Source organism: Streptomyces sp. NPDC051218, assembly GCF_044455475.1.
Lineage (GTDB): Bacteria > Actinomycetota > Actinomycetes > Streptomycetales > Streptomycetaceae > Streptomyces.
In genome coordinates, this window is the sequence record NZ_JBITEU010000001.1 from 1,156,333 (window position 1) to 1,178,006 (window position 21,674).

Genomic DNA, 21,674 nt, shown 5'->3' on the forward strand with positions numbered 1-21,674 from the left:
GCCGCCACCCGCCGCGCCGCCGGGTGCCAGGGCCGGGCCGCCACCTCGGCCCCGGCACCCCGCTTCTCTCTTCCCCTGTCCTCTCACCCCACCCATGGGAGCGCTTCCATGCCTGAATCCCTCACCTTTCCGGCCGATTTCCTCTGGGGCGCCGCCACGTCCGCGTACCAGATCGAGGGCGCCGTACGTGAAGACGGCCGCACCCCCTCCATCTGGGACACCTTCAGCCATACGCCGGGCCGGACGGCCGGTGGTGACACGGGTGACGTGGCCGTCGAGCACTACCACCGCTACCGCGACGACGTGGCGCTCATGGCGGACCTCGGCCTGAACGCCTACCGCTTCTCCGTCTCCTGGTCGCGGGTGCAGCCCACCGGGCGCGGCCCGGCCGTGCAGCGCGGCCTCGACTTCTACCGGCGGCTCGTGGACGAGTTGTTGGCCAAGGGCATCAAGCCCGCCCTGACCCTCTACCACTGGGACCTGCCGCAGGAGTTGGAGGACGCGGGCGGCTGGCCCGCGCGGGAGACCGCCTACCGCTTCGCCGAGTACGCGGGCTTCGTCGCCGAGGCCCTCGGTGACCGCGTGGAGTCCTGGATCACGCTCAACGAGCCGTGGTGCAGCGCCTTCCTCGGCTACGGCTCGGGCGTGCACGCCCCCGGCCGCACCGACCCGGCGGCAGCCCTGCAGGCCGCGCACCACCTCAACCTCGCGCACGGCCTCGGCACCCAGGCGCTGCGCGCCGCCCTGCCGGCCCGCGCCCAAGTCGCGGTGAGCCTCAACTCCGCGGTGGTCAGGGCGGTTTCGGACAGCCCCGAGGACCAGGACGCCCGCCGCCGCATCGACAACCTCGCCAACGGCGTCTTCCACGGCCCGATGCTGCACGGCGCCTACCCCGCGGACCTGCTCACCGACACGGCCCGGGTCACCGACTGGTCCTTCGTGCGCGACGGCGACCTGGCCGCCGCCCATCAGCGCCTGGACGCCCTCGGCCTGAACTACTACACGCCCGCGCTGGTCTCGGCCGCGCGGAACGACCCCGCCAACGCACGCAACGACGGGCACGGCGCCAGCGAGCACTCCTCGTGGCCGGGCTCCGACCACGTGGCCTTCCACCAGACGCCGGGCGACCGCACCGAGATGGGCTGGACCATCGACCCCACGGGCCTGCACGAGCTGATCATGCGCTACACCCGTGAGGCGCCGGGCCTGCCGCTGTACATCACCGAGAACGGCGCGGCCTACGACGACAAGCCCGATCCGGAGGGCCGCGTCCACGACCCGGAGCGCATCGCCTACCTGCACGGCCACTTGGCGGCCGTCCGCCGGGCCATCACGGACGGCGCCGACGTCCGCGGTTACTACCTCTGGTCCTTGCTGGACAACTTCGAATGGTCCTACGGCTACAGCAAGCGCTTCGGCGCGGTGTACGTCGACTACGACACGCAGGCCCGCACCCCCAAGTCCAGCGCCCACTGGTACGCGGGCGTCGCGGCCGGCGGTGAGCTGCCGCGCGAGTACGTCGCGGACTGACCTGCGGGTCCGGCAGCCCCGAGGGGCCGAGTGGCACCGTGACACTCGGCTCCTTAGGTTGCCCATATGGCACATACAGCAAGAGAACGGGCACGGTGAGCGCCGGTGGGCGTCCTCCGTGATCACCCCGAGTTCGCACTGTTCATCTGCCTCGCCCTGGGCTACCTCGTGGGCAAGGTGCGCGTCGGCCCCATCACGCTCGGCGGCATCTGCGGCACCTTGATCGTCTCGCTGCTGCTCGGCGCGTGGGCCAAGGTCGTCGTCTCCGACGACGTCAAGACGATCTTCTTCGCGCTCTTCATCTTCGCCCTCGGCTATCTCGCGGGCCCGCAGTTCTTCTCCAACCTCAACCGCGAGAGCCTGCGCTTCTTCGTGCTCTGCGGCATCGAGCTCGTCTGCGTCCTCGGTATCGCGCTCGGCCTCGCCAAGGCCTTCGACCTGGACGTCGGCACCGCCTCGGGCATCCTGGCGGGCGCGGCCACCGAGTCGGCCGTCGTCGGCACGGCGACCGAGGCCATCGGCAAGCTCGACGGCCTCACCCCGGACCAGATCACCCAGTACCAAGGGCACGTCGCCACCGCGTACACGGTCTGCTACCTGTTCGGCCTGATCACGATCGTGCTCTACACCAGCCAGATCATGCCGATGATGCTGCGCATCAACCTGCGGGACGCCTCGCGCGAGCTGTGGGAGAAGATGCGCGGCGCGAGCGGCGGCCTGGAGGCCGACGAGCGCCAGGCACTGCCCGGCATGGTCGGCCGCACCTACCTGGTGACCACGGGCGACGGCAGGACCGTCGGCGACCTGGAGTCCGAGCTGGAAGGACGGGTCACCGTCGAGGCCGTCAAGCGGGGCAGCAAGCAGCTCACGCCCGCGCCCGGCCTGACGCTCACCCTCTCCGACCTGGTCCTCGTGGTCGGCCGCCGCGCCAACGTCATCGAGTCCGGGCACCTCATCGGCCCCGAGACCCCCGGCATCCCCGGCGTCGACACCCCGCTCGCCACGGCCCAGGTCTCCGTCACCGAGAAGTCGTCGGACGGCCTGAGCGTGGACGCGCTCCAGCGCGCGCACCCCGAGTTCATCAAGGACGGCGTGTACGTCACCGACGTACTGCGCGGTGACCAGCATCTGCCGGCGGCAGGCAACACCACCGTGCGCCGCGGTGACGTGCTCACCCTGGTGGGCGCGCGCTCGGGCCTGAACAAGCTGGTCGGCAGGATCGGCGCGGTCGTCAAGAACGACGCCACCGACTTCATCTACCTGGGGCTCGGCATCGCGGCCGGTTCCCTGCTCGGCCAGGTCGTCGTGCACTTCGGCGACGTGCCCATGTCGCTCGGCACGGGCGGCGGCTGTCTGGTCTCCGGGCTGCTCTTCGGCTGGTTCCGCTCCCGCAAGCAGACCTTCGGGGCGTTTCCGCCGCAGGCCGCGAACACGCTCAAGGACATGGGCCTGGCGATCTTCATCGCCTGTACGGGGCTCGTCTCGGGGCCGCAGGCCTGGCCGCTGCTCAAGGAGTACGGCGTACTGCTGCCGTTCGCCGGGATCGCGATGGTCCTCGTACCCGCGACGATCTCGCTCGTCGTCGGCAGCAAGCTCCTGAAGATCGAGAAACCGCTCCTCATCGGCGCCATCGCGGGCCAGCAGTGCTCGACCCCGGCTATCACCTCCGTCACCCAGGTGGCCCAGAGCTCGGTCCCGCTGCTCGGCTACACGATCACCTACGCCCTCTCGAACTTCCTGCTGCCTCTGACCGGGCCCATCCTCGTCGGCGTACTGGGGGCTTAGACAATGATCGACTTCCTCAACCGGAACATCTTCCAGCCCCATCCCGAGCTGCTCGTCTTCATCACCGTGGCGCTCGGTTTCCTCTTCGGGAAGCTGCGCTACCGGGCCATCGGGCTCGGCGCGGTCACCGGCTGCCTCATCGCGGGGCTGCTGCTCGGGGCGCAGTTCAAGGTCGAGATCGACGGGACGGTGAAGAACCTCTTCTTCACGATGTTCCTCTTCGCCCTCGGCTACAAGGTCGGCCCGCAGTTCTTCCGCGGGCTGAAGAAGGACGGCCTTCCGCAGGTCCTCAACGCGGTCGTGGTCTGCGTGACAGGACTGCTCGTCTGCTGGGCGTTCGCCGCGATGCTCGGGTACGGCCCCGGCCTCTCGGCGGGGCTGCTCGGCGGGGCGCTCACGCAGTCCGCGGTCATCGGCGTCGCGGGCGACGCGATCTCCAACCTGCCGGGGCTCAGCTCAGCGCAGGCCAAGAGCGAGTCGAACCTGGTCGCCATCGGGTACGCCGTGACGTACCCCCTCGGCACGATCCTCTGCGCGATGCTGCTCGCCAACGTCCTGCCCAAGCTTTACCGGCGTGACCTCGCGGCCGAATCGGCGGCGCTGGCACGCGAGTTGGACGCGCCCGGCGACAACCCCGACCTGGCCGAGGGCTACTACGAGGTCGTCCTGCGCGCCTACACCATCCAGCGCCCGGACCTCACGGGCCGCACCATCGAGGACTTCGAGAACCAGCAGCGCGAGCTGGGCCGCCGCCTCTACATCACGCGCGTACGCAGGGAAGGGAACATCCTCGACCACGATCAGCACACCGCCCTGCGCGAAGGGGATGTCATCGCGCTGAGCGCGTTGCGCGGCTCGCTCGTCGAGTTCGACCCCCGTACGCACATCGGCTCGGAGACCGACGACGTGGAACTCCTCGGCTACCAGACCGAGTCACTGCACGTCGTGGCCTCGGAGAAGGAGCAACTGGGCAAGACCATCGGGGACTTGCGCCGCGAGCCCTTCATGGTCGGCGTCTACGTCGACAAGCTGTACCGCTCCGGCGCCGAGTTCCCCTACCGCCTCTCCACGAAGCTGGAGCGCGGCGACACCCTGATCCTCACCGGCCCCAAACGCCTGGTCGATCCGGCGGGCAAGGAGCTCGGCAAGCCCGTGCCGACGTCCTTCGCCACCGACATGATCTGGGTGGGCCTCGGCATCTTCCTCGGCGGCTGCATCGGCATCCCGGCGCTCACCGCGGGCGGCGTGCCGATCTCGCTCTCCACCTCCGGCGGCGCGCTGATCATGGGGCTCGTCTTCGGGTGGATCCGCGGCAAGTACCCGACGTACGGGAACGTCCCGCCCGGCGCGCAGTGGTTCATGGACACGCTCGGGCTCTGCCTCTTCGTCGCGGTCGTCGGCATCAACGCCGGGCCGAGCTTCACCTCCGGGCTCTCGACGGCGGGCTGGGGGCTGCTCCTGTTCGGCGCGATCGCCACGGTGATCCCGCTGATCGTCGGCTTCCTCTTCGGGCATTACGTGCAGAAGATCCGCTTCCCGATCCTGATGGGCGTCCTCGCGGGCGGCCAGACCACCACCGCGGCGATCGGCGCGATCAACGAAACGTCCAAGTCCCAGATCCCGACGCTCGGTTACACGATCCCGTACGCCATCAGCAACGTGCTCCTGACCATCTGGGGCGCCGTCATCGTCCTGCTCCACCACTGACCCCCGCTCCCCCCCACGTGAGGAACGAGCCGTGCCCAAGACCACTTTCACCCGCGCGGAGATCCAGTCCTTCGCGCAGCTCAGCCCCTTCGAGCTGAAGGACAAGTTCATCCAGATCGCCCAGGCGGTACAGGCGGACAAGCCGGGGCAGAAGGAGACGTCCAGCGTCCAGCTGCTCAACGCGGGCCGTGGCAACCCCAACTGGGTCGCCACCGGCCCCCGCGAGGCGTTCTACGCGCTCGGCTACTTCGCCCTCTCCGAGTCCCGCCGCGTCTGGACCGCCGACGACCTGGGCGGCATGCCGGAGAAGAAGGGGTCGGGCGCCCGCTTCGACACCTTCGTACGGCAGCACCCGGACCTGCCCGGCATCGAGCTGCTCCAGAAGTGCGTCGAGCACGCCATCGAGCGGTTCGGCTTCGACCGGGACGACTTCATCCACGAGCTGACGGACAGCTCGGTCGGCGACAACTACCCGGTGCCCGACCGGATGCTGAAGCACGCCGAGCAGATCGTGCGCGGCTACGTCGCCGACGAGATGTTCGACAAGAAGCCGCCCGCCGACAACCTGACGCTCTTCGCCACCGAGGGCGGCACGGCCGCCATGTGCTACATCTTCGACTCGCTCATGAAGAACGGCGTCCTGCACAAGGGCGACAAGATCGCCCTGATGGTGCCGGTGTTCACGCCGTACATCGAGATTCCCGAGCTCGACACGTACGAGTTCGACGTGACGTACATCGAGGCGAGCATGTTCGCCGAGGCGGGCGTGCGGGAGTGGCGCTACCCGGAGGAGGAGGTCGCCAAGCTCGCGGACCCCGACATCAAGATGGTCTGCCTGGTCAACCCCTCCAACCCGCCCTCGCTCGCGCTCAGTCGGCGGGTCGCGAACCAGATCGAGCAGATCGTCACCACGTCGAACCCGAACCTCCTGATCGTGACGGACGACGTGTACGGGACGTTCGTCGAGGGCTTCCGCTCCATCGCCGCCGACCTGCCGCGCAACACGCTGCTCGTCTACTCGTACTCCAAGCACTACGGCGCCACCGGCTGGCGGCTCGGCGTCATCGGGCTGCACGACGACAACGTCATCGACGAGCTGATCGCCGCGCTGCCGCAGGACGAGAAGGACCGGCTGGCCAAGCGGTACGGGACGCTGACACTCGACCCGGAGAAGATCAAGTTCATCGACCGCCTGGTCGCGGACTCCCGGCAGGTGGCGCTGAACCACACCTCGGGGCTCTCGCTCCCACAGCAGATGATGATGGCCCTCTTCTCCCTCTTCGACATGCTGGAGGAGGGGCAGGCGTACAAACACCGCATCCGCGCGATCGTGCGCCAGCGGCTCGAACTGCTGCTTGAGGGCGCCGAGATGAAGATCTCGGAGGACCCGGAGCGGGCCTGCTACTACATCGAGCTCGATCTGCTCGCCGAGGCCGAACGCGTCCACGGCAAGGACTTCGCCGCCTTCCTGGAGAAGAACTACGAGCCGGTCGATCCCCTGTTCAGGCTCGCCGAGCAGACCCATGTGGTGCTCCTCAACGGCGGCGGGTTCGAGGGCCCGGAGTGGTCGGTGCGGGTGTCACTGGCCAACCTGGACGACCTCGACTACCTGAAGATCGGGCACCACCTGCGCGCGATCTTCAACGACTACGCGTCGGAGTGGCAGGCGAGCAAGGCCTGACCGCACGAGTGGCGCCCCGACCGGGTGGGGGGATGCCGGTCGAGGCGCCGTGGGGGGTGGTGGCTTCGGGCCTACTTGAAGGCGGCGAACGCCTTCGTGAAGGCGAGCGGCTCCTGCTCGATCGACGAACAGGTGGGCTGCGCACCATTGTTGGCGCCGCCCTCACAGGCCTTGTCACGGGTCGAGGACCACATGGCCAGCCATCCAAGACCCTTCTCCTCGGCGAACTTCACCAGCTCCGTGGCGTCGTCGACCTTGAAGACCTCGGTGGTGACGTCGTTCACGCCGATCATCGGGGTGACCGCGACGGCCTTCCAGGCCGCCTCGTCGGACAGGTCGAGGGCGCCCTTGATCTGCTTCTGGGTGGCGGTGGCCGCGTCGATGGCGTACTTGCCCATGTCGCCGCTGTAGGACGGGCCGTAGTCCATCGCCATGATGTTGACGGCGGAGACCTTCACGCCGTTCTTCTTGGCGTCGGCGACGAGGTCGACGCCCGGCTGGGTGAGTCCCTCGGGCATGACGGGCAGCGTGAACGAGACGTCAAGGCCCTCGTGCTCCTTCTGGAGCTGCGCGATGGCCTGCGCGCGGCGGGTGTTGGCGGCGGTCTCGGGAAGGGCGGCGCCCTCGATGTCGAAGTCGACCTTCGTCAGCTTGTACTTGTCGACGACCTTGCCGTACGCCTTGGCCAGCTCGTCGGCGCTGTTGCACTTGAGGCCCAGCTCCGAGCCCGCCGCGCCACCGAAGGACACGCGTACGTCGCCGCCCTTGGCCCGCAGGGCATCGATCTGCGAGGCGACCTTGTCGTCGTCGAGCCCGGTGGTGCCGCCCCAGAGCGGCTCGCAGCTGCCTCCGGAGGTGATGAAGGCGAGGGTGAACTCCTTGACGCCGGTCTTCTCCGCGGTGTCGACGAGGTCGTAGGCGGGGGCGAGCGAAGTGTCCACGAACGGGGCGAACTTGGCGCTCTCCGCGGCCTTGGCGGTGTCCTGCGCGGGAGCCTTCGTCGCCAGTGCGGTCCCGGAGAAGAGGAAAGCGCCGCCGCCTACGAGGCCTGCGGCCACGAGCCCGCCTATGACCTTGGACTTGGTGCTCACCGTGCGTCGATGCGTGCTGCTCATCGCGTGCCTGCCTTAGCTGTGCGGGGGGGGTGGGGGTGCGTGCAGCACGCTAGCCGCGCTTGATCCGGCTTTTCGGGCCAATCGGACGCTGGGCCTGGAACTTAGGGCGGGCTTAAGGGAGCGATCGGGGCTGATTAATGATCGCGGGAGACTGCGGGGTAATCGGGTGGGTGGGCGGGAAAATTCCGCCGCGAAGCGGCGGTTCAGGGGCTAGCGGACACTCGGGGTTCGCTTCCGGCGGCGTACAGCGGCACCCCGATGCCCCCGCCCCCCGGCGACAGGCCGACGCCCGTCCAGCTGAATCCAGATCCGCACCTCCGTGCCGCCCAGCACGGACCGCCCGATACGGACATCACCACCGGTGGACTCCGCGAGCTGCCGCACGATGTCGAGCCCCAGGCCAGTGGACCCATCAGCCCCCGACCCCGCGCCCCGCGCCAACGCCGCCTCGGGATCGGCGATCCCCGCCCCCGCGTCCGACACCAGAACGATCACCGCGTCCTCGCCACTGTGCACGTCCACCGCGAACGCCGCTCCCTCCCGCGTATGCCGGAAGACGTTGCCGAGCAACGCGTCGAGGGAGGCGACCAGTTCGGGGCGCGCCACCGGGATCCACACCGGCCGCTCCACCCCCGCGACCCGCACCTCGCGCCCCTCGTCCTCCGCGAGCGCCGACCAGAAGGCCATACGGTCCTGGATCACCTCGGAGGCGTCGCAGCCCGCACCGGGGCCGACCGCGGCGGTCTGCGGCTTGGCGTCGCGGGCGGTGCGGATGATCGTGTCGACCTCGCGCTCCAGCTTCTCCACCGCGATACGGGTCTGCTCGGCCGCCGGGCCGTCACCCAGCGAGGCCGCGTTGAGCCGGAGCACCGTCAGCGGGGTGCGCAGGCGGTGCGACAGGTCCGCCGCGAGCTCCCGTTCGTTGGCGAGCAGCTGCACCACCTGGTCGGCCATGGAGTTGAACGCCACGGCGGCCAGGCGCAGTTCGGTCGGCCCCTCTTCCTGGACCCTCGCGCCCAGCTTTCCGTCGCCGAGCGACTGCGCCGCGCCCACGAGCCGCTTGGCGGGCTGCACCATGCGTACGCCGAGCCGGTCCGCCACCGCCACGGAGCCGATGATCAGGGCGACGCCGACGCCCGCGAGGACCAGCCACGCCGTGGTCACACCGTTGCTGACGTCGCCCTCGGGCACGAAGATCTCGACCACGGCGATCTGGCCGGAGCTCAGCGCCGTCGGCTGGAGCAGCGCGAAGCCGCCGTCGACGGTCGCCGTCCGGGCCCGGCCCTCCTTGCGTGTGGTCTCCACCGCGTGCGCGTCCGCCCGCCGGTCGCCGATCTCCAGGGCGGGCGCCTTGCCGATGGGCGGCACGTGCACGGCCATGCGGCCCTCGCCGCCCGCCTCGGAGGTGGCGACGGCCCGGGTCAGCTGATCGCGGTCGGTGGTGATGGAGAGCGTGGGGCCCATGCCGGCCGCGTGCCGCTCGGCGTTCGAGAAGGCACGGTCGCGCGCCATCTCCTGGATGACCAGGCCGAGCGGCACCGCGAAGGCGACCACGACCATCGTCGTGACGGCCAGGCACACCTTGACCAGTGCCCACCTCACAGCGGTGGCTCCAGCTTGACGCCGACACCCCGCAACGTGTGCAGATAGCGCGGCCGGGCAGCCGTCTCGCCCAGCTTCCGCCGCAGCCACGACAGATGTACGTCGATGGTCTGGTCGTCCCCGTAACTCTGCTGCCACACCTCGGCGAGCAACTCCTTGCGGGGTACGACGACTCCGGGCCGCCCCGCGAGAAAGGCGAGCAGGTCGAACTCGCGCCGGGTCAGATCGAGCCGCGCCCCGTCCAGTTCCGCCTGGCGGCGCAGCGGGTCGATGGCGAGCCCGCCGACCCGTATCTCCCGGCTCGGCGGAGCCTCGCCCGCCGTGACGCGCGAGCGGCGCAGGACGGCGGCCATCCGGGCCGAGAGGTGCTCGACGGAGAACGGCTTGGTCAGGTAGTCGTCGGCGCCGTCGTTCAGGAGCCTGACGATCTCGGTCTCGTCGTCGCGCGCGGTGGCGATGATCACGGGGACGTCGGTGATCCCGCGGAGCATCTTCAGCGCCTCGGAACCGTCCAGATCGGGCAGACCGAGGTCCAGGATCACCACGTCGAACTGGAAATGGGCCACCTCGCGCAGCGCCTCAAGAGCGGTGCCGACGCTGCGCACGGTATGCGATGCCTCGGTCAGATGCCGGATGAGAGCGGAGCGTACGAACTGGTCATCCTCGACGACGAGCACACTTGCCATGGGCGGCACCGTACGCCATATGAGTGACCCCGGTCCTCCTCGTCCTCCCCGGTCCTGCCCGGTCCTCCGGCGACGCCGACGGCTCCCGTGGTGCAGTATGGCTCGCGATGCGCAGAGGACTCATACACGCAATGGCCTGGTCGCTCGCCACGGGCGCGGCGGTCACGCTCTCCTGGTGGGGCGTCCACACCGTCATGGCGGGCACCGCCTACGACCCGCCACGTGCCGTCCCGCTCGCGTCCGACGGCGAGCGTGCCGAGCCGCTCTCCTCGTCCACGCACCGCGCGGACCCGACGCCGACGCCCTCGGCACCCTCGAAGTCGAAGAAGCCCTCGAAGTCGTCGAAGCCCCCCGAGAGCAAGCCCTCGAAGACGAGGACAGGGAAGCCGAGCAGTCCCTCAGCTCCCGCCCCCGCACCCGGCAACGTGAAGAGCTACTCCTCCGAGGGCGGCCGGGTCGTCTTCGACCTCGGCAAGAAGTCCGCGACGCTGGTGTCGGCGACGCCGGCGGCCGGCTGGTCGGTCCAGGTGTGGAAGCAGGACACCTGGATCAGGGTGGAGTTCACTTCGGGCGCCGACAAGGTCTCGGTGTTCTGCACCTGGCACGACCACGCCCCGGCCGTAGAGATCGACGAGTACTGACCGGTCGGTTCGGCGGAACGACCAGACTTCAGAAATTCCGGCGGAACGTCCTCAGCGGACCGCCGTCCTCCGCGGACCGGCCTCAGCGGAACACCGAGGGCGGCGGCGCCGGTGACGCCACCGCGCTCGCGTCCGTGACCGCCGCCGCTCCCCCACTGAAGTCGATGAGCGCCCTGCCGTGCTCGACCCGTGCCGGATGCGAGTCCCCCGCGCTGCGCCGGGTCAGCTCGGCGATCGGCAGCGGCCGGTCGGAGCCGACGAGCACCGCGTTGCCGAAGCGCTTGCCGCGCAGCACCGCCGGGTCGGCGATGAGCGCGAGCTCCGGGAAGAGCGTGGCGGCGGTGGCGAGCTGGCCGCGCAGATGCGCGAGCGGCGGCCCGTCGGCGAGATTGGCCGCGTAGAGACCGCCGGGCTTCAGGACCCTGCGTACGTCACCGAGGAACTCGGCGCTGGTGAGGTGGGCGGGGGTGCGGGCGCCGCTGAAGACGTCGGCGATGACGAGGTCCGCCCAGCCGTCCGCGATCTTCGCGAGGCCTTCGCGGGCGTCGGTGCCGCGCACCCGGACCCGCGCCTGCGGGTCCAACGGCAGTGCGCGGCGTACGAGTTGGATGAGCGCCGTGTCGCGCTCGATGACCTGCTGGGTGGAGCGCGGCCGGGTCGCGGCTATGTAGCGGGCGAGGGTGAAGGCGCCGCCGCCCAGGTGCAGGGCCTGGATGGGCTTGCCGGGCGGCGTGACCAGGTCGGCGACGTGGCCGAGCCTGCGCTGGTACTCGAAGTCGAGATACGCCGGGTCGTCGAGGTCGACGTGGGACTGCGGGGCGCCGTCCACGAGCAGCGTCCACGCGCGCGGCCTGTCCCGGTCGGGCATCAGCTCGGCGAGCCCGCCGTCCACCTCCTCGACGACGGCTTCCGCCTCTTCCCGGGACCGCCTGTTCCTTGCCATCGGACCATTATCGGCCTGCGCGCGGTGGGCGGCCCGATGACCTTGGAGCACTGCCCCGTCGCGGGCTCAGCGGCAGTTGTCGGCGGCCTCGATGGTGCGGGCCGCCTGGCCGAGCGCCGCACGCAGGACGGCGGGGTCGGTGACCGGATCGGTCTCGTCGGGGGGCAGCAGCCAGCCGGTGCCCGCGACCGGGGGCGGCGCGGGGACGGGCTCCGGCTCGGCGTGCAGGCGCATGCCTCGGCCCGAGGTCTGCGTACAGGCGCTGCCCGGCAGGTCCCACGCGTCGGCGGTGCCGGGCGGGACCAGGAAGCCGAGGGTGTCGCAGCTCCCGTCGTGCAGGACGGGGCCGACGGCGTCGCCCGCCCCGCGGCGCAGGATGTCGACGGCTTCGAGGCCCTGGCGGGCCGGGACCGTGACGAGATCGCAGCAGTCGGCCGGCTCCGCGGGGCGGGCGCCCTGCTGGGGTGGTGCGCTGCGGTCCTGGGTGGGCAGGTGCCGTGCCGTGGTCAGCGACGCCCGCGATTCGCCGTTCTCCACGCCGATCTCCAACAAGGGGACCCCTCCTCGCCAGGGTGGAAGCCGCGTCGCTCCCTCTCCACATGGTTCAACGCGGGACGGCGTCAACAGCTACGGCGCAATGCCGCCGCAAAGGATGGCAGTTCATGGCGGATCGTGGGTGAGATATCCGGTTTGTAGCCAAACTCCGCGTGCCGTCCCCATCACAGCGGGTACGTTCGTGCTCCGCCGGAACAGGGGCAGCCTCGTCGAATCCACAGGATTCGGCGCGATCCGGCACGATCCGTACGAGAGGGTCAGGCCATGGCGTCGTCACCGATGGCATCGTCAACTCCGTCCCCACGACCGAATCTTTCCTTCCGGCAGCTGCGCGGACAGCGCTCGCCGGGCGAGTTCGCCGCGCTGATCCGCAGGGCCGCTCGCGAGATCGGTGAGCGCGTCTGCTGCGACGCCCGGTACATCGGACGCGTGGAGGCGGGCGAGATCCGTTGCCCCAACTACGCGTACGAGCGGGTGTTCCTGCACATGTTCCCCGGCCGGACGCTGGCGGATCTGGGGTTCGCACCCCGCTCCGCGGTGCGCGGACGGGGGGCGCGCACCGAGTCCGACGCGCCCGCATCACACACCACGATCCAGCTGTATGAGTCTCCCCCGTCCGGGCCGGTGGGCCCCGAACTGCACGAGTGCGACCCGTACGAGATCCAGAGTCACGAGGAGATCGACGTGCGGCGTCGCGCATTTATGAGCGGTACGGCCACCGTGGCCGCCGCCTCTCTGGGCCCCTTCGGGTTCGCGGAACCGAGCCCTGCCGAAGCCACCGCACAGTCCGGCGGCCGGGCCGGCGAGGCCGAGGCGAGCGCGGTCGAGGAGGCCGTGCGCAGGATCAGGCTGCTCGACGACCGGCACGGCGCCGACGGCCTGTACCGACGCGCGGCGGACCCGCTGCGGACCGCCTACGCGCTGCTCGACGCGGGCACCACCCGCCAGGCGATGGCCGACCGGCTCTACACGGGGGCCGGAGAACTCTCCATCTCCGTGGGCTGGTTGGCGCACGACTCGGGCCGCTTCGACGACGCCCGCTCGCACTACGCGGAGGCTCTCGCGACGGCCCGTATGGCCGGTGACCCGGCCCTGGAGGCACACGCCTTCTGCAACACGGCCTTCCTCGCGCGCGACGCCGGGCGGCCCCGCGAGGCCGTGCGGGCGGCGCAGGCGGCGACGCGGGCCGCCCGGCACCTCTCGTCGCCGCGGCTCCTCTCGCTCCTCGCGCTGCGGGAGGCCGGGGGCTGGGCGGGGCTCGGCGACCGGGCGGGCTGCGAGCGGTCACTGTCCCGTGCGCACGCCCTCTTCGACCGGGGCCCCACGGACGCCGACCCGGAGTGGATGACCTTCTACGGCCCCGGCGAGCTGGAAGTCCTCGAGGCCCAGTGCTGGTCGGCGCTCGGCGACTGGGAGCGGGCCGCCCGGCACGCACGGCGCGCGGCGGGCATCGCGTCGGCGCAGACCCCGCAGTTCACCCGCAACATCGCCCTCTACTCCGCGCAGCTCGCCGACGACCTGGCCCGCGCGGGCCGCCCGGACGAGGCGGCGACGGCGGGGATGCGCGTGCTCGGGCTCCTGGACGAGGTGCAGTCCTCGCGCATCCAGTCGATGCTCGCCACGACCGCCCGCGTGCTGCTCCCGCACCGGCGGGCCTCTGGCGTGTGCGGCTTCCTGGAACGGCACGCTTCCTTGCCGCGGGCGGTATAGCCGACCCCGCTCCCCTGGCTACTGCTACTGCTACTGCTACTGCTACTGCTACTGCTGCGCCAGGTGCCCGGTGTCGTTCCACGACTCGATGGCCGGTTCGCCGTAGGCCCAGCCCAGGGTGGAGATCGAGGTCGGGTTGAGGCGGATGCGGGCGGCGAAGTCGATGCCGAGGCCCAGCCAGCGCGCTCCGATGGAACGCAGGATGTGCCCGTGCGCGAAGACCAGGACGTCACGGTCCGCGCTGCGGGCCCAGGCCACCACCTCGTCGGCGCGGGCGGTGATCTGCTCCAGGGTCTCGCCCCTGGGGACGCCGTCGCGCCAGATGAACCAGCCGGGGCGTACGCCCTGGATGTCGGCCGGGGTCATGCCCTCGTAGGAGCCGTAGTCCCACTCCATGAGCGCGTCCCAGGTGATGGCACGGTCCCCGAAGCCGGCGATCTCACAGGTCTCCCGCGCGCGGGAGAGCGGGCTGGTGCGCACCTCGACGTCCGGGAGGCCGCCGAAGGGGGCGCGGTGCAGGCGCTCGCCAAGGAGCTTCGCGCCGCCGCGGCCCTCTTCCAGGAGCGGGACGTCCGTCCTGCCGGTGTGCTTCCCGGACAGGGACCACTCCGTCTGTCCGTGGCGGGCCAGCAGGATGCGCGGTGCCATGTCGAGCCTTTCCGAGCCGACAGCCGTCGGCCGAGACCATCAGGGCCATTGGCTGCCATAGAGCGAATTCTGGGGACAGCGAACCGTCCGTACCCTCCATCATCACTCACGCACCCCGCCGCGATCACGCGTGCCCGCGAGGAGCAACCCGCTCGTCGATCTCAGCGTCTAAGACCACCGGGGACCGCCTCAGCGGGCTTTCGCGTACGCCGTAAAGTGAGGCGGCGGCGAACACCGCATGACCAAAGACAGATGGGGGACCGACCGGATGCCGCAGACCCACGCTCCGGGCACCGGGGGCATAGTCGGGCGCCGGCTTCGCTGGTGGACCGAGCTGCCGCTGCTCGTGCTGGTGTACGCCGCGTACTCGGCGGGACGGCTGCTGGCCCGCGGTGACGTGTCGGGCGCCGTCGACAACGGCCTGGACATACTCCACGTCGAGAAGCTCCTGCGCCTCAACGCCGAACACCCGCTGAACCGTCTGTTCACCGACCATTCCTGGATAGGCGTCCCCGCCGACTTCTGGTACGCGTCCCTGCACTACCTGGTCACGCCCTTGGTCCTCGTCTGGCTCTTCCGCAGCCGCGCGGTCCACTACCGCGCCGCACGCGCGTGGCTGATGACCTCCACCATGATCGGCCTGATCGGCTTCACGCTCATGCCGACCTGCCCGCCCCGCCTCCTGAGCGAGGGGTACGGCTTCGTCGACACCATGGCGCAGTACAGCGACTTCGGCTGGTGGGGCGGTGAGGCGAGCGCGCCGCGCGGGCTCGGCGGCATGACCAACCAGTACGCGGCGATGCCGAGCCTGCACGTGGGGTGGGCGCTGTGGTGCGGGGTCATGCTGTGGCGTCACGGGCGTTCGCCGCTGGTCAGGGCGGCGGGGGTGGCCTACCCCCTGATCACCACGATCGTCGTGATGGGCACCGCGAACCACTACTTCCTCGATGCCGTCGCGGGCGCCGCGGTGATGGGCGTCGGACTGCTCCTCGCACGGCCGGTGCTGCGGCTCGCGGACCGGGTGAAGGCCAGGGTCGGACTGCCGTTCGACGCCGCGCGGCCCGCGGCCGACGTACAGGCCGGGTCGCGGTCCAGGTCCTTCGCGGGCTCACCCTCCGCCTCTTCCGCCCCGGATTCCTCACTTGTCAGTGGCGGGTGCCAGACTTCGACGGGTGAGCGAATTCCCCGGCCGCGTCAGCGGCCTGCCGAGCCAGGCGCCGAGCCGAGTGCCCGCCCCGCCGAAGCGGGGGACGGCGCTAAGACAGCGGCTCGCTGAACTGCGCGGACCTGACGTGCCCGCGGCGCCGCTGGACGCCCGCGCGCTCGCGGCCCTCGCCGCGAATCCGGGGTGCCGACGGCGGGCCCTGCTGGACGGTGCGGGCGTGGACAAGGCGGCGCTCGCCCAGTCGCTCGGCTCCCCCGCACCCTTCGGTCAGTCGCAGTTCGCGTTCATGCGGGGCAATGCCTTCGAGGCGAAGGTCAAGGCGGACGGCGGCGCGGAGCTGCTTCGCCTGGTGCACGGCCGGCTCGGCGGCGGACCGGAGCCCGTGCCGGGCGAGTCGTCCGTCCCCGACCTGACCGCGGTGGGCCCCGAAGGCCGCGCGGCCCGCACCTCGCTGGCGCTGCGGGAGGCGACCGAGGCGACCGTCGCCACCGAGGCGACTTCGACGGGGCGCTGGACCCTCCTGGACCACCCGATGCTGGCGCTGGACGTCGCGGGGACGCCCGCCTTCCTCGAACCGGACGCGGTGGTGGTCCATCCCGACGGCAGCTGGACGGTCGTCGAGATCAAGTCCTTCCCGATGATCGACGGTTCGGCGGACGCGGCGAAGGTGGGCGCGGCGGCGCGCCAGGCCGCGGTGTACGCCCTGGCGCTGGAGCGGGTCGCGGCGCACATGGACCCCGCGCCCCGCATCCGGGACCACGTGCTCCTGGTCTGCCCCAAGGATTTCTCGAACCTCCCCACGGCATCGGCGATCGACGTCCGCAAACAACTCTCGGTGACGAGGCGCCAGTTGGCCCGCCTGACCCGCATCGAGGACATCGCGGCGGCGCTCCCGGAGGGCACCACCTTCGACGTGAACCGCCCCGCGCCCGACCTGACGGCGGCGGTCGAATCGGTCCCCGCGACCTACGCCCCCGAGTGCCTGGCCGCCTGCGAACTGGCCTTCCACTGCCGCGAACGCTCCCGCGACGAGGGCTCGGTGACGTCCCTGGGCCGCTCGGTGCGGGGGGAGCTGGGCGGCCTGACGACGGTCGAGGCGGTCCTGTCCGCGGCCACCGGCACCTCGGGCGACCCCGCGGACCCGACAGTGGCGGCACTGAGGAGAGCGGCGACACTGCGAGCCGAGGCGTTGTCCGGCGGGGGCGCCTCGGGCGGGGCGGGGGGTTCGGAATGCTGACGCCCTCCACGACCCGGCCACGCGAGGCGTCGCACCGCCGGGGCATGCGTGGCTGCACGGGGGTGCGGGGGCGCTGGGCGCTGCCGGGGTCGGTGCAGGGCGGTGTTCTCCGCCGCTGGTACCACTGCGCGGCGGCGGCTGCCGTTTCTCTCCCGCCCACCCACCCGCTCTGGAGCCTTCGGGCGGGCGCACGTCGCTCGCGTCCGGCTGCCGTCGTCTTTTCTTCGGTGATCGGGTGGGTGGGTGGGGGAAATCCGCCGCGAAGCGGCGGGGCGAGGGACGGCGGCCCGCAGCCGCCGACGGACCACACACCGCAAAAGCCCAGCGCAGCGCCCCCGCAGGGGAGGACGACAGCCCGATGTCACTGATCGACAACCTCGCCCGCCTGGAGGCGGTCGCGACAGGCCGAGCCCAGCCGAGAGCAACGGCACGGCACCGCCACCTCTCCCAGCGCCCCCTCGTCCTCGTCCCCCTCATCACCGCCGGCGAGGCAGGCGCCCCGCTCGGCGCGCTCGTCGGGACGGAGCGCACCTCGCCCCGCCTCCTCGTCGTACCCCAGCCCCGCGACCGCGACCTCCGCTTCACCTTCCTTGCCCAACTCGCGGACACCGTCCTGGAGTACGTCGACTTCTTCACGGACGACGTCGAGGCGGCGGAGCGCAGCGAGACGGACCCGGAGACCGGCAAGCGGGTCAAGGTGGAGGTCGAACTCTGCTCCGAAGCCCCGCAGTTGATCGTCCCGAGCCGCGCCGGCATCGACTTCGTACGGCTCATCGGCCGCTCGACCCGCTTCCGCCGCACCGCCGAGCAGGACCCGGAGACGCCGTACCCCGCCCCGCCCCGCGTCCCCCTCCTCGGCCGCTGGCTGACCCACTTCGGGGAGCGGGCCCGCGTCCCCGGCTCCTCGCTGCTCGTCGCGATGACCGAACTGCTCTCCCGGCACTGGGCCACCGGTCAGTCCAGCCTGGAGGACCAGCACCTCGGCGCCCTGCTCGCCTGGATCGAGGCCCCGGAAGGAACATCCGGGGCCGACGCCGCGCTCCGCGCCGAGCTGGCGCGGGACGCGGACGGCCAGCTGCTCTGCCCGCCCGCGGGCCCCGCCACGGACCCGGCGTTCGACAACCACCTCCTCGCCCCGGCCATCGAGCGCTACGACCGCGCGCGCGGCGCCCTCGCCACCGCCGAGGACGGCATCCAGTCGGACATCCGTCTCGCCGAACTCGCCGCGGCCGAGCGGGAGATCCGTTCCCTGATCGAGAGCAGGACCCGCCCCACCTGGGACGCGGTGTGGCGCGGCCTCGACGCGCTCTGCACGCTCCCCCAGGCCCCCCGCGCCGCCGACCGCTGGACCCGCGACCGCTGGTCGTTCACCGGCCACCGCGACCGCGTGACGGCGGGCGAACCCCCGCAGCCCCGCATGGACGACGCGGTCACCGCGGCGAACAAGCTCGCCACGCGCGAGCGCGAGCAGGCCAGGCTCGAAGCCCAGGAAGCGCTCGACGACCCCCTGGTGATGGCGGGCCGCCGGCTCGCGGGCGAGGCCTTCGCCGGTGAGGTGACCGAGGTGGTCATGGCGTACAGCGAGAGCAAGAGCCCGAGGCCACGCCCCCTGCTCACCGTCCGCACGGACGACCGCCCGCACCTGGCCGAGCGCGTGAAGGTGTACCGCTCGCTCCAGGGCAAGCCGCAGACAGCCGAGTTCGTGAGGTACGAGGCGGAGGGCGGTGGCGCTTCTGTCGTGCTGCGCGTCCTCGACAAGATGGGCCGCGGCAAGGAGGCCGAGCCAGGCTCCGTGCCGGAGAAGGGCGACCGGATCTGCTGGACGCTCTTCGAGCACGAGCAGCGCGGCGGACCCAAGCTCCCCGACCCCGAGGAGACGCCGTGGACCCACGGCGGCCCGCCGGGCGAAGCCGCCGAGCGCCCTGACCCCGTGACGCCGGAGGACACCCTGTGAGTCCGACCGCTCCCTTCGACCGCGCCTCGTTCGACCCGGGCGCGGCGGCCGGCCGTGCCACGGACGCGATCCTGCACGACACGCTGCACGGCGCGCACCGCGGCGTCGTCGTCGACTCGCCGCCCGGCGCGGGCAAGTCGACGCTCGTGGTCCGCGCTGCCCGGGAACTGGCCGCCGCGGGGCGCCCGTTGATGGTGATCGCGCAGACGAACGCCCAGGTGGACGACCTGATCCTGCGCATCGCCGAGAAGGACCCCGAGCTGCCGGTCGGCCGGCTGCACAGCAGCGACCCGGACGCGTACGACAAGGCCCTGGACGACCTGCCCTTCGTGCGTACGTCCACGAAGGCCGCCGATCTCGCCGGGCTCGACATCGTGGTGTCGACCGCGGCGAAGTGGGCGCACGTCGAGGCCGGCAAGCTCGACGCGCCCTGGCCGCACGCGATCGTGGACGAGGCGTATCAAATGCGCTCGGACGCGCTGCTCGCGGTGGCCGGGCTGTTCGAGCGGGCCCTGTTCGTGGGCGACCCGGGCCAGCTCGACCCGTTCTCGATCGTGGGCGCCGAGCAGTGGGCCGGTCTCGCGTACGACCCTTCGGCGAGCGCCGTGACGACCCTGCTCGCCCACAACCCCGAGCTGCCGCAGCACCGCCTGCCGGTGTCCTGGCGGCTTCCGGCGTCGGCGGCCCCGCTGGTCTCGGCCGCGTTCTATCCGTACACGCCGTTCCGCAGCGGCACGGACCACGGCGACCGGCGACTCAACTTCGCTGTGCCGCCGGATGGTTCGGGGCCGGACCGGGTGATCGACGAGGCGGCGGACTCGGGCTGGGGCCTGCTCGAACTGCCCGCGCGGAACACGCCGCGCACCGACCCCGAGGCCGTACGCGCGGTGGCCCAGGTCGTCCGGCGCCTCCTGGACCGCGGCGGCGCGGCCACGTCGGAGCGCGGCCCGGAACCCACTCCCCTGACGGCGGACCGCATCGCCGTCGGCACCGCGCACCGTGACCAGGCGGCGGCGGTGCGCGCGGCCCTCACGGAGCTCGGCGTCACGGACGTCACGGTGGACACCGCCAACCGGCTCCAGGGCCGCGAGTTCGACGTGACGGTCGTCCTGCACCCGCTCTCCGGCCGCCCGGACGCCACCGCGTTCCACCTGGAGACGGGCCGCCTCTGCGTCCTGGCATCCCGCCACCGCCACGCCTGCATCGTGATCTGCCGCGCAGGCGTCAGCGAACTACTGGACGACCACCCGTCAACGGAACCGGTCCAACTGGGCGTAACGGTGAAGTTCCCGGACGGCTGGGAGGCCAACCACGCGGTACTGGCCCGCCTGGCCGAGCATCGCGTGGCGTGGCGGCCGTGACATCCCACATCCCCTAGCCGCCGGAGGGCGGCGGGAAGCCCCACACCCACAGGCCCCCGGCCCCCTTGCGCGGCAAGGGAGAATGGAAGATGGCCCCACGGCCGGAGAACGTACGAGGAGGACGAACCATGGCGGAGCCCGAGCGGTCCCGGACCGAGCAGCGCATGCGACCCGCGCCCCTGCTCTTCGAGCCCGCGGAAGCCGTCGCCGACCCGGAGCACTTCTTCGACCTGGAGTCGATGGAGGACCCTCGGGAGCTGCTGGCCCGTGCCACCGAGCTGACCCACGCCTTCCGGGCCGCGACGGACCGTTCGGTCGAGTTCCAGGCGATCGCGGCGGCCCAGCTCGCCGACCCCCGGCGCTTCGACCGGCTGACGCCCGCCGCGATCGCCGAGCGCGCGCAGTGGACCGAGGACTACGCGAAGAAGATGGTCGAGTTCGGCCGGGATCTCCTGCGCGGGGCCGGTACCGGTGGCGGCGGCCCGGAGGCCTGAGGCGCCCCCGGAGGAGTCCTCCGCGAGAAGGTCGCGGGGCATATGCCACGGGGCAAGGTACTCCCTCCCACCCCCTGTTGTCCCGGTTTCTGGCAACTCTCCGAACTGGAACCCTCACTACCGGTAGATGTAGTTGCCATGAGCAGCACACGTCTCCACCCGGCCCCCGCCCAGGACATCTCCGACGTCACCACCGAGGGAGCCGCCTGGCTCGCCTCCGCGGAAACGTATCCGCGCAGCACGCTCGCCCACTGGCGCAGCCGCCCCACCGCCCCCGCCGTCCTCCCCTGCGGCTCCGTGTTCGACGTGGTGAGCGTCCCCGCGGTGTTCGGCCGGCGGATGCTCGACCGCTTATGGGAGGACGGCCCCGGCTCGGGACCCGTGGCCGCGCACCGCGGGCGCACACTGCTGTTCGCCGCCCCCGGGACCGCCCAGCGGCTGCCCTCGCTCCTCGAGTGGGAGGAGTGGGGCCGTGCAGTGCCCGGCATCCTCTGCCACGGCACGGGGGACGCCGTGACGGTGCCGCCGGTCACCGCGAAAACCCGCGATGCCGCATCCTCCGGTCACCCCCAGGGCCACCTCGAATCGCGCTGGCTGGTGGCCCCCGACGCCCGGCATCCCTGGCTTCCCGGGCCCGAGGTCATGCTCTGGGCCTGCGTCCGCGCGGCCCGCTCGGCGGCCGGCTCCGCGGTCCGTATATCGATTTTTCCTGGCGGCGATCAGGGTGCTAAGGTCTACGACGTCAGCAGGCGCCGCTAGCTCAGTTGGTTAGAGCAGCTGACTCTTAATCAGCGGGTCCGGGGTTCGAGTCCCTGGCGGCGCACAGACAGAAAGAAGCCCCTCGCGCAAGCGGGGGGCTT

Annotated in this window: 17 protein-coding genes, 1 tRNA gene and 1 pseudogene; 13 read left to right on the forward strand and 6 right to left on the reverse strand. The window is 71.5% G+C overall.

Features of this window, described 5'->3' with window-relative positions; all coding sequences use genetic code 11:
- The first annotated feature begins 108 nt into the window (after positions 1-108).
- From ACIBCK_RS05190 to ACIBCK_RS05205, 4 genes are all read left to right on the forward strand, one after another.
- Positions 109-1,530, forward strand: coding sequence for a GH1 family beta-glucosidase (locus ACIBCK_RS05190; RefSeq protein WP_399386819.1), 1,422 nt, complete (start codon positions 109-111; stop codon positions 1,528-1,530).
- Between the two features lie 105 nt (positions 1,531-1,635).
- Entirely contained in the window at positions 1,636-3,315 is a 1,680-nt protein-coding gene (aspT, locus tag ACIBCK_RS05195; protein ID WP_399386821.1) for an aspartate-alanine antiporter, read from the forward strand.
- 3 nt (positions 3,316-3,318) lie between these two features.
- Complete coding sequence (gene aspT, locus ACIBCK_RS05200) at positions 3,319-5,022, forward strand: aspartate-alanine antiporter (RefSeq protein WP_399386823.1); 1,704 nt, start codon at positions 3,319-3,321, stop codon at positions 5,020-5,022.
- Positions 5,023-5,053: 31 nt separating this feature from the next.
- A complete protein-coding gene (locus ACIBCK_RS05205) occupies positions 5,054-6,703 on the forward strand; it encodes a bifunctional aspartate transaminase/aspartate 4-decarboxylase (protein WP_399386825.1) in 1,650 nt (549 codons plus the stop codon).
- Between the two features lie 71 nt (positions 6,704-6,774).
- Here ACIBCK_RS05205 and ACIBCK_RS05210 read toward each other — a convergent pair.
- The 3 genes and pseudogenes from ACIBCK_RS05210 to ACIBCK_RS05220 form a co-directional block, all read right to left on the reverse strand.
- A pseudogene (locus ACIBCK_RS05210) lies at positions 6,775-7,665 on the reverse strand (chitinase); the annotation flags it as partial.
- Between the two features lie 363 nt (positions 7,666-8,028).
- Positions 8,029-9,420: a sensor histidine kinase gene (locus ACIBCK_RS05215; protein WP_399386827.1), complete on the reverse strand. Its 1,392-nt coding sequence runs from the start codon at positions 9,418-9,420 to the stop codon at positions 8,029-8,031.
- A complete protein-coding gene (locus ACIBCK_RS05220; RefSeq protein WP_367042139.1) occupies positions 9,417-10,106 on the reverse strand; it encodes a response regulator transcription factor in 690 nt (229 codons plus the stop codon). The genes ACIBCK_RS05215 and ACIBCK_RS05220 overlap by 4 nt, the downstream gene beginning before the upstream one ends.
- A 107-nt stretch (positions 10,107-10,213) precedes the next feature.
- Here ACIBCK_RS05220 and ACIBCK_RS05225 point away from each other — a divergent pair, with 107 nt between their 5' ends.
- Entirely contained in the window at positions 10,214-10,747 is a 534-nt protein-coding gene (locus tag ACIBCK_RS05225; RefSeq protein WP_399387261.1) for a hypothetical protein, read from the forward strand.
- An 82-nt stretch (positions 10,748-10,829) separates the two neighbouring features.
- Here the strand turns inward: ACIBCK_RS05225 and ACIBCK_RS05230 are convergent, their stop codons facing one another.
- Both ACIBCK_RS05230 and ACIBCK_RS05235 read right to left on the reverse strand, forming a co-directional pair.
- A complete protein-coding gene (locus tag ACIBCK_RS05230) occupies positions 10,830-11,690 on the reverse strand; it encodes a spermidine synthase (protein WP_399386829.1) in 861 nt (286 codons plus the stop codon).
- 66 nt (positions 11,691-11,756) lie between these two features.
- Entirely contained in the window at positions 11,757-12,242 is a 486-nt protein-coding gene (locus tag ACIBCK_RS05235; protein ID WP_399386831.1) for a hypothetical protein, read from the reverse strand.
- Between the two features lie 267 nt (positions 12,243-12,509).
- On the opposite strand from ACIBCK_RS05235, the gene ACIBCK_RS05240 reads away from it, so the two are divergent.
- Positions 12,510-13,955, forward strand: a complete 1,446-nt coding sequence (locus ACIBCK_RS05240; RefSeq protein ID WP_399386832.1) for a tetratricopeptide repeat protein — start codon at positions 12,510-12,512, stop codon at positions 13,953-13,955.
- A gap of 48 nt (positions 13,956-14,003) precedes the next feature.
- Here the strand turns inward: ACIBCK_RS05240 and ACIBCK_RS05245 are convergent, their stop codons facing one another.
- Positions 14,004-14,603, reverse strand: a complete 600-nt coding sequence (locus tag ACIBCK_RS05245; RefSeq protein ID WP_399386834.1) for a histidine phosphatase family protein — start codon at positions 14,601-14,603, stop codon at positions 14,004-14,006.
- 268 nt (positions 14,604-14,871) lie between these two features.
- Between ACIBCK_RS05245 and ACIBCK_RS05250 the strand changes: the two genes are divergently transcribed.
- The 7 genes from ACIBCK_RS05250 to ACIBCK_RS05280 all read left to right on the forward strand — a co-directional run bounded on the left by ACIBCK_RS05250 (position 14,872) and on the right by ACIBCK_RS05280 (position 21,637).
- The gene (locus ACIBCK_RS05250) at positions 14,872-15,879 is read left to right on the forward strand and encodes a phosphatase PAP2 family protein (RefSeq protein WP_399387263.1); all 1,008 of its coding nucleotides are present in this window, start codon (positions 14,872-14,874) and stop codon (positions 15,877-15,879) included.
- On the forward strand, positions 15,830-17,005 hold the full coding sequence (locus ACIBCK_RS05255; protein WP_399387265.1) for a hypothetical protein: 1,176 nt from the start codon (positions 15,830-15,832) through the stop codon (positions 17,003-17,005). Before ACIBCK_RS05250 ends, ACIBCK_RS05255 begins: the two co-directional genes overlap by 50 nt.
- 358 nt (positions 17,006-17,363) lie before the next feature.
- On the forward strand, positions 17,364-18,959 hold the full coding sequence (locus tag ACIBCK_RS05260; RefSeq protein ID WP_399386836.1) for a hypothetical protein: 1,596 nt from the start codon (positions 17,364-17,366) through the stop codon (positions 18,957-18,959).
- On the forward strand, positions 18,956-20,320 hold the full coding sequence (locus ACIBCK_RS05265; protein ID WP_399386838.1) for an AAA domain-containing protein: 1,365 nt from the start codon (positions 18,956-18,958) through the stop codon (positions 20,318-20,320). The genes ACIBCK_RS05260 and ACIBCK_RS05265 overlap by 4 nt, the downstream gene beginning before the upstream one ends.
- Positions 20,321-20,448: 128 nt before the next feature.
- On the forward strand, positions 20,449-20,814 hold the full coding sequence (locus ACIBCK_RS05270; RefSeq protein ID WP_399386840.1) for a hypothetical protein: 366 nt from the start codon (positions 20,449-20,451) through the stop codon (positions 20,812-20,814).
- 138 nt (positions 20,815-20,952) lie between these two features.
- Positions 20,953-21,573 carry a bifunctional DNA primase/polymerase gene (locus ACIBCK_RS05275; RefSeq protein ID WP_399386842.1) on the forward strand — a complete coding sequence of 207 codons (621 nt, stop codon included), beginning with the start codon at positions 20,953-20,955 and terminating at the stop codon, positions 21,571-21,573.
- Positions 21,564-21,637 (forward strand) — tRNA-Lys (locus tag ACIBCK_RS05280). The genes ACIBCK_RS05275 and ACIBCK_RS05280 overlap by 10 nt, the downstream gene beginning before the upstream one ends.
- Positions 21,638-21,674: the final 37 nt, after the last annotated feature.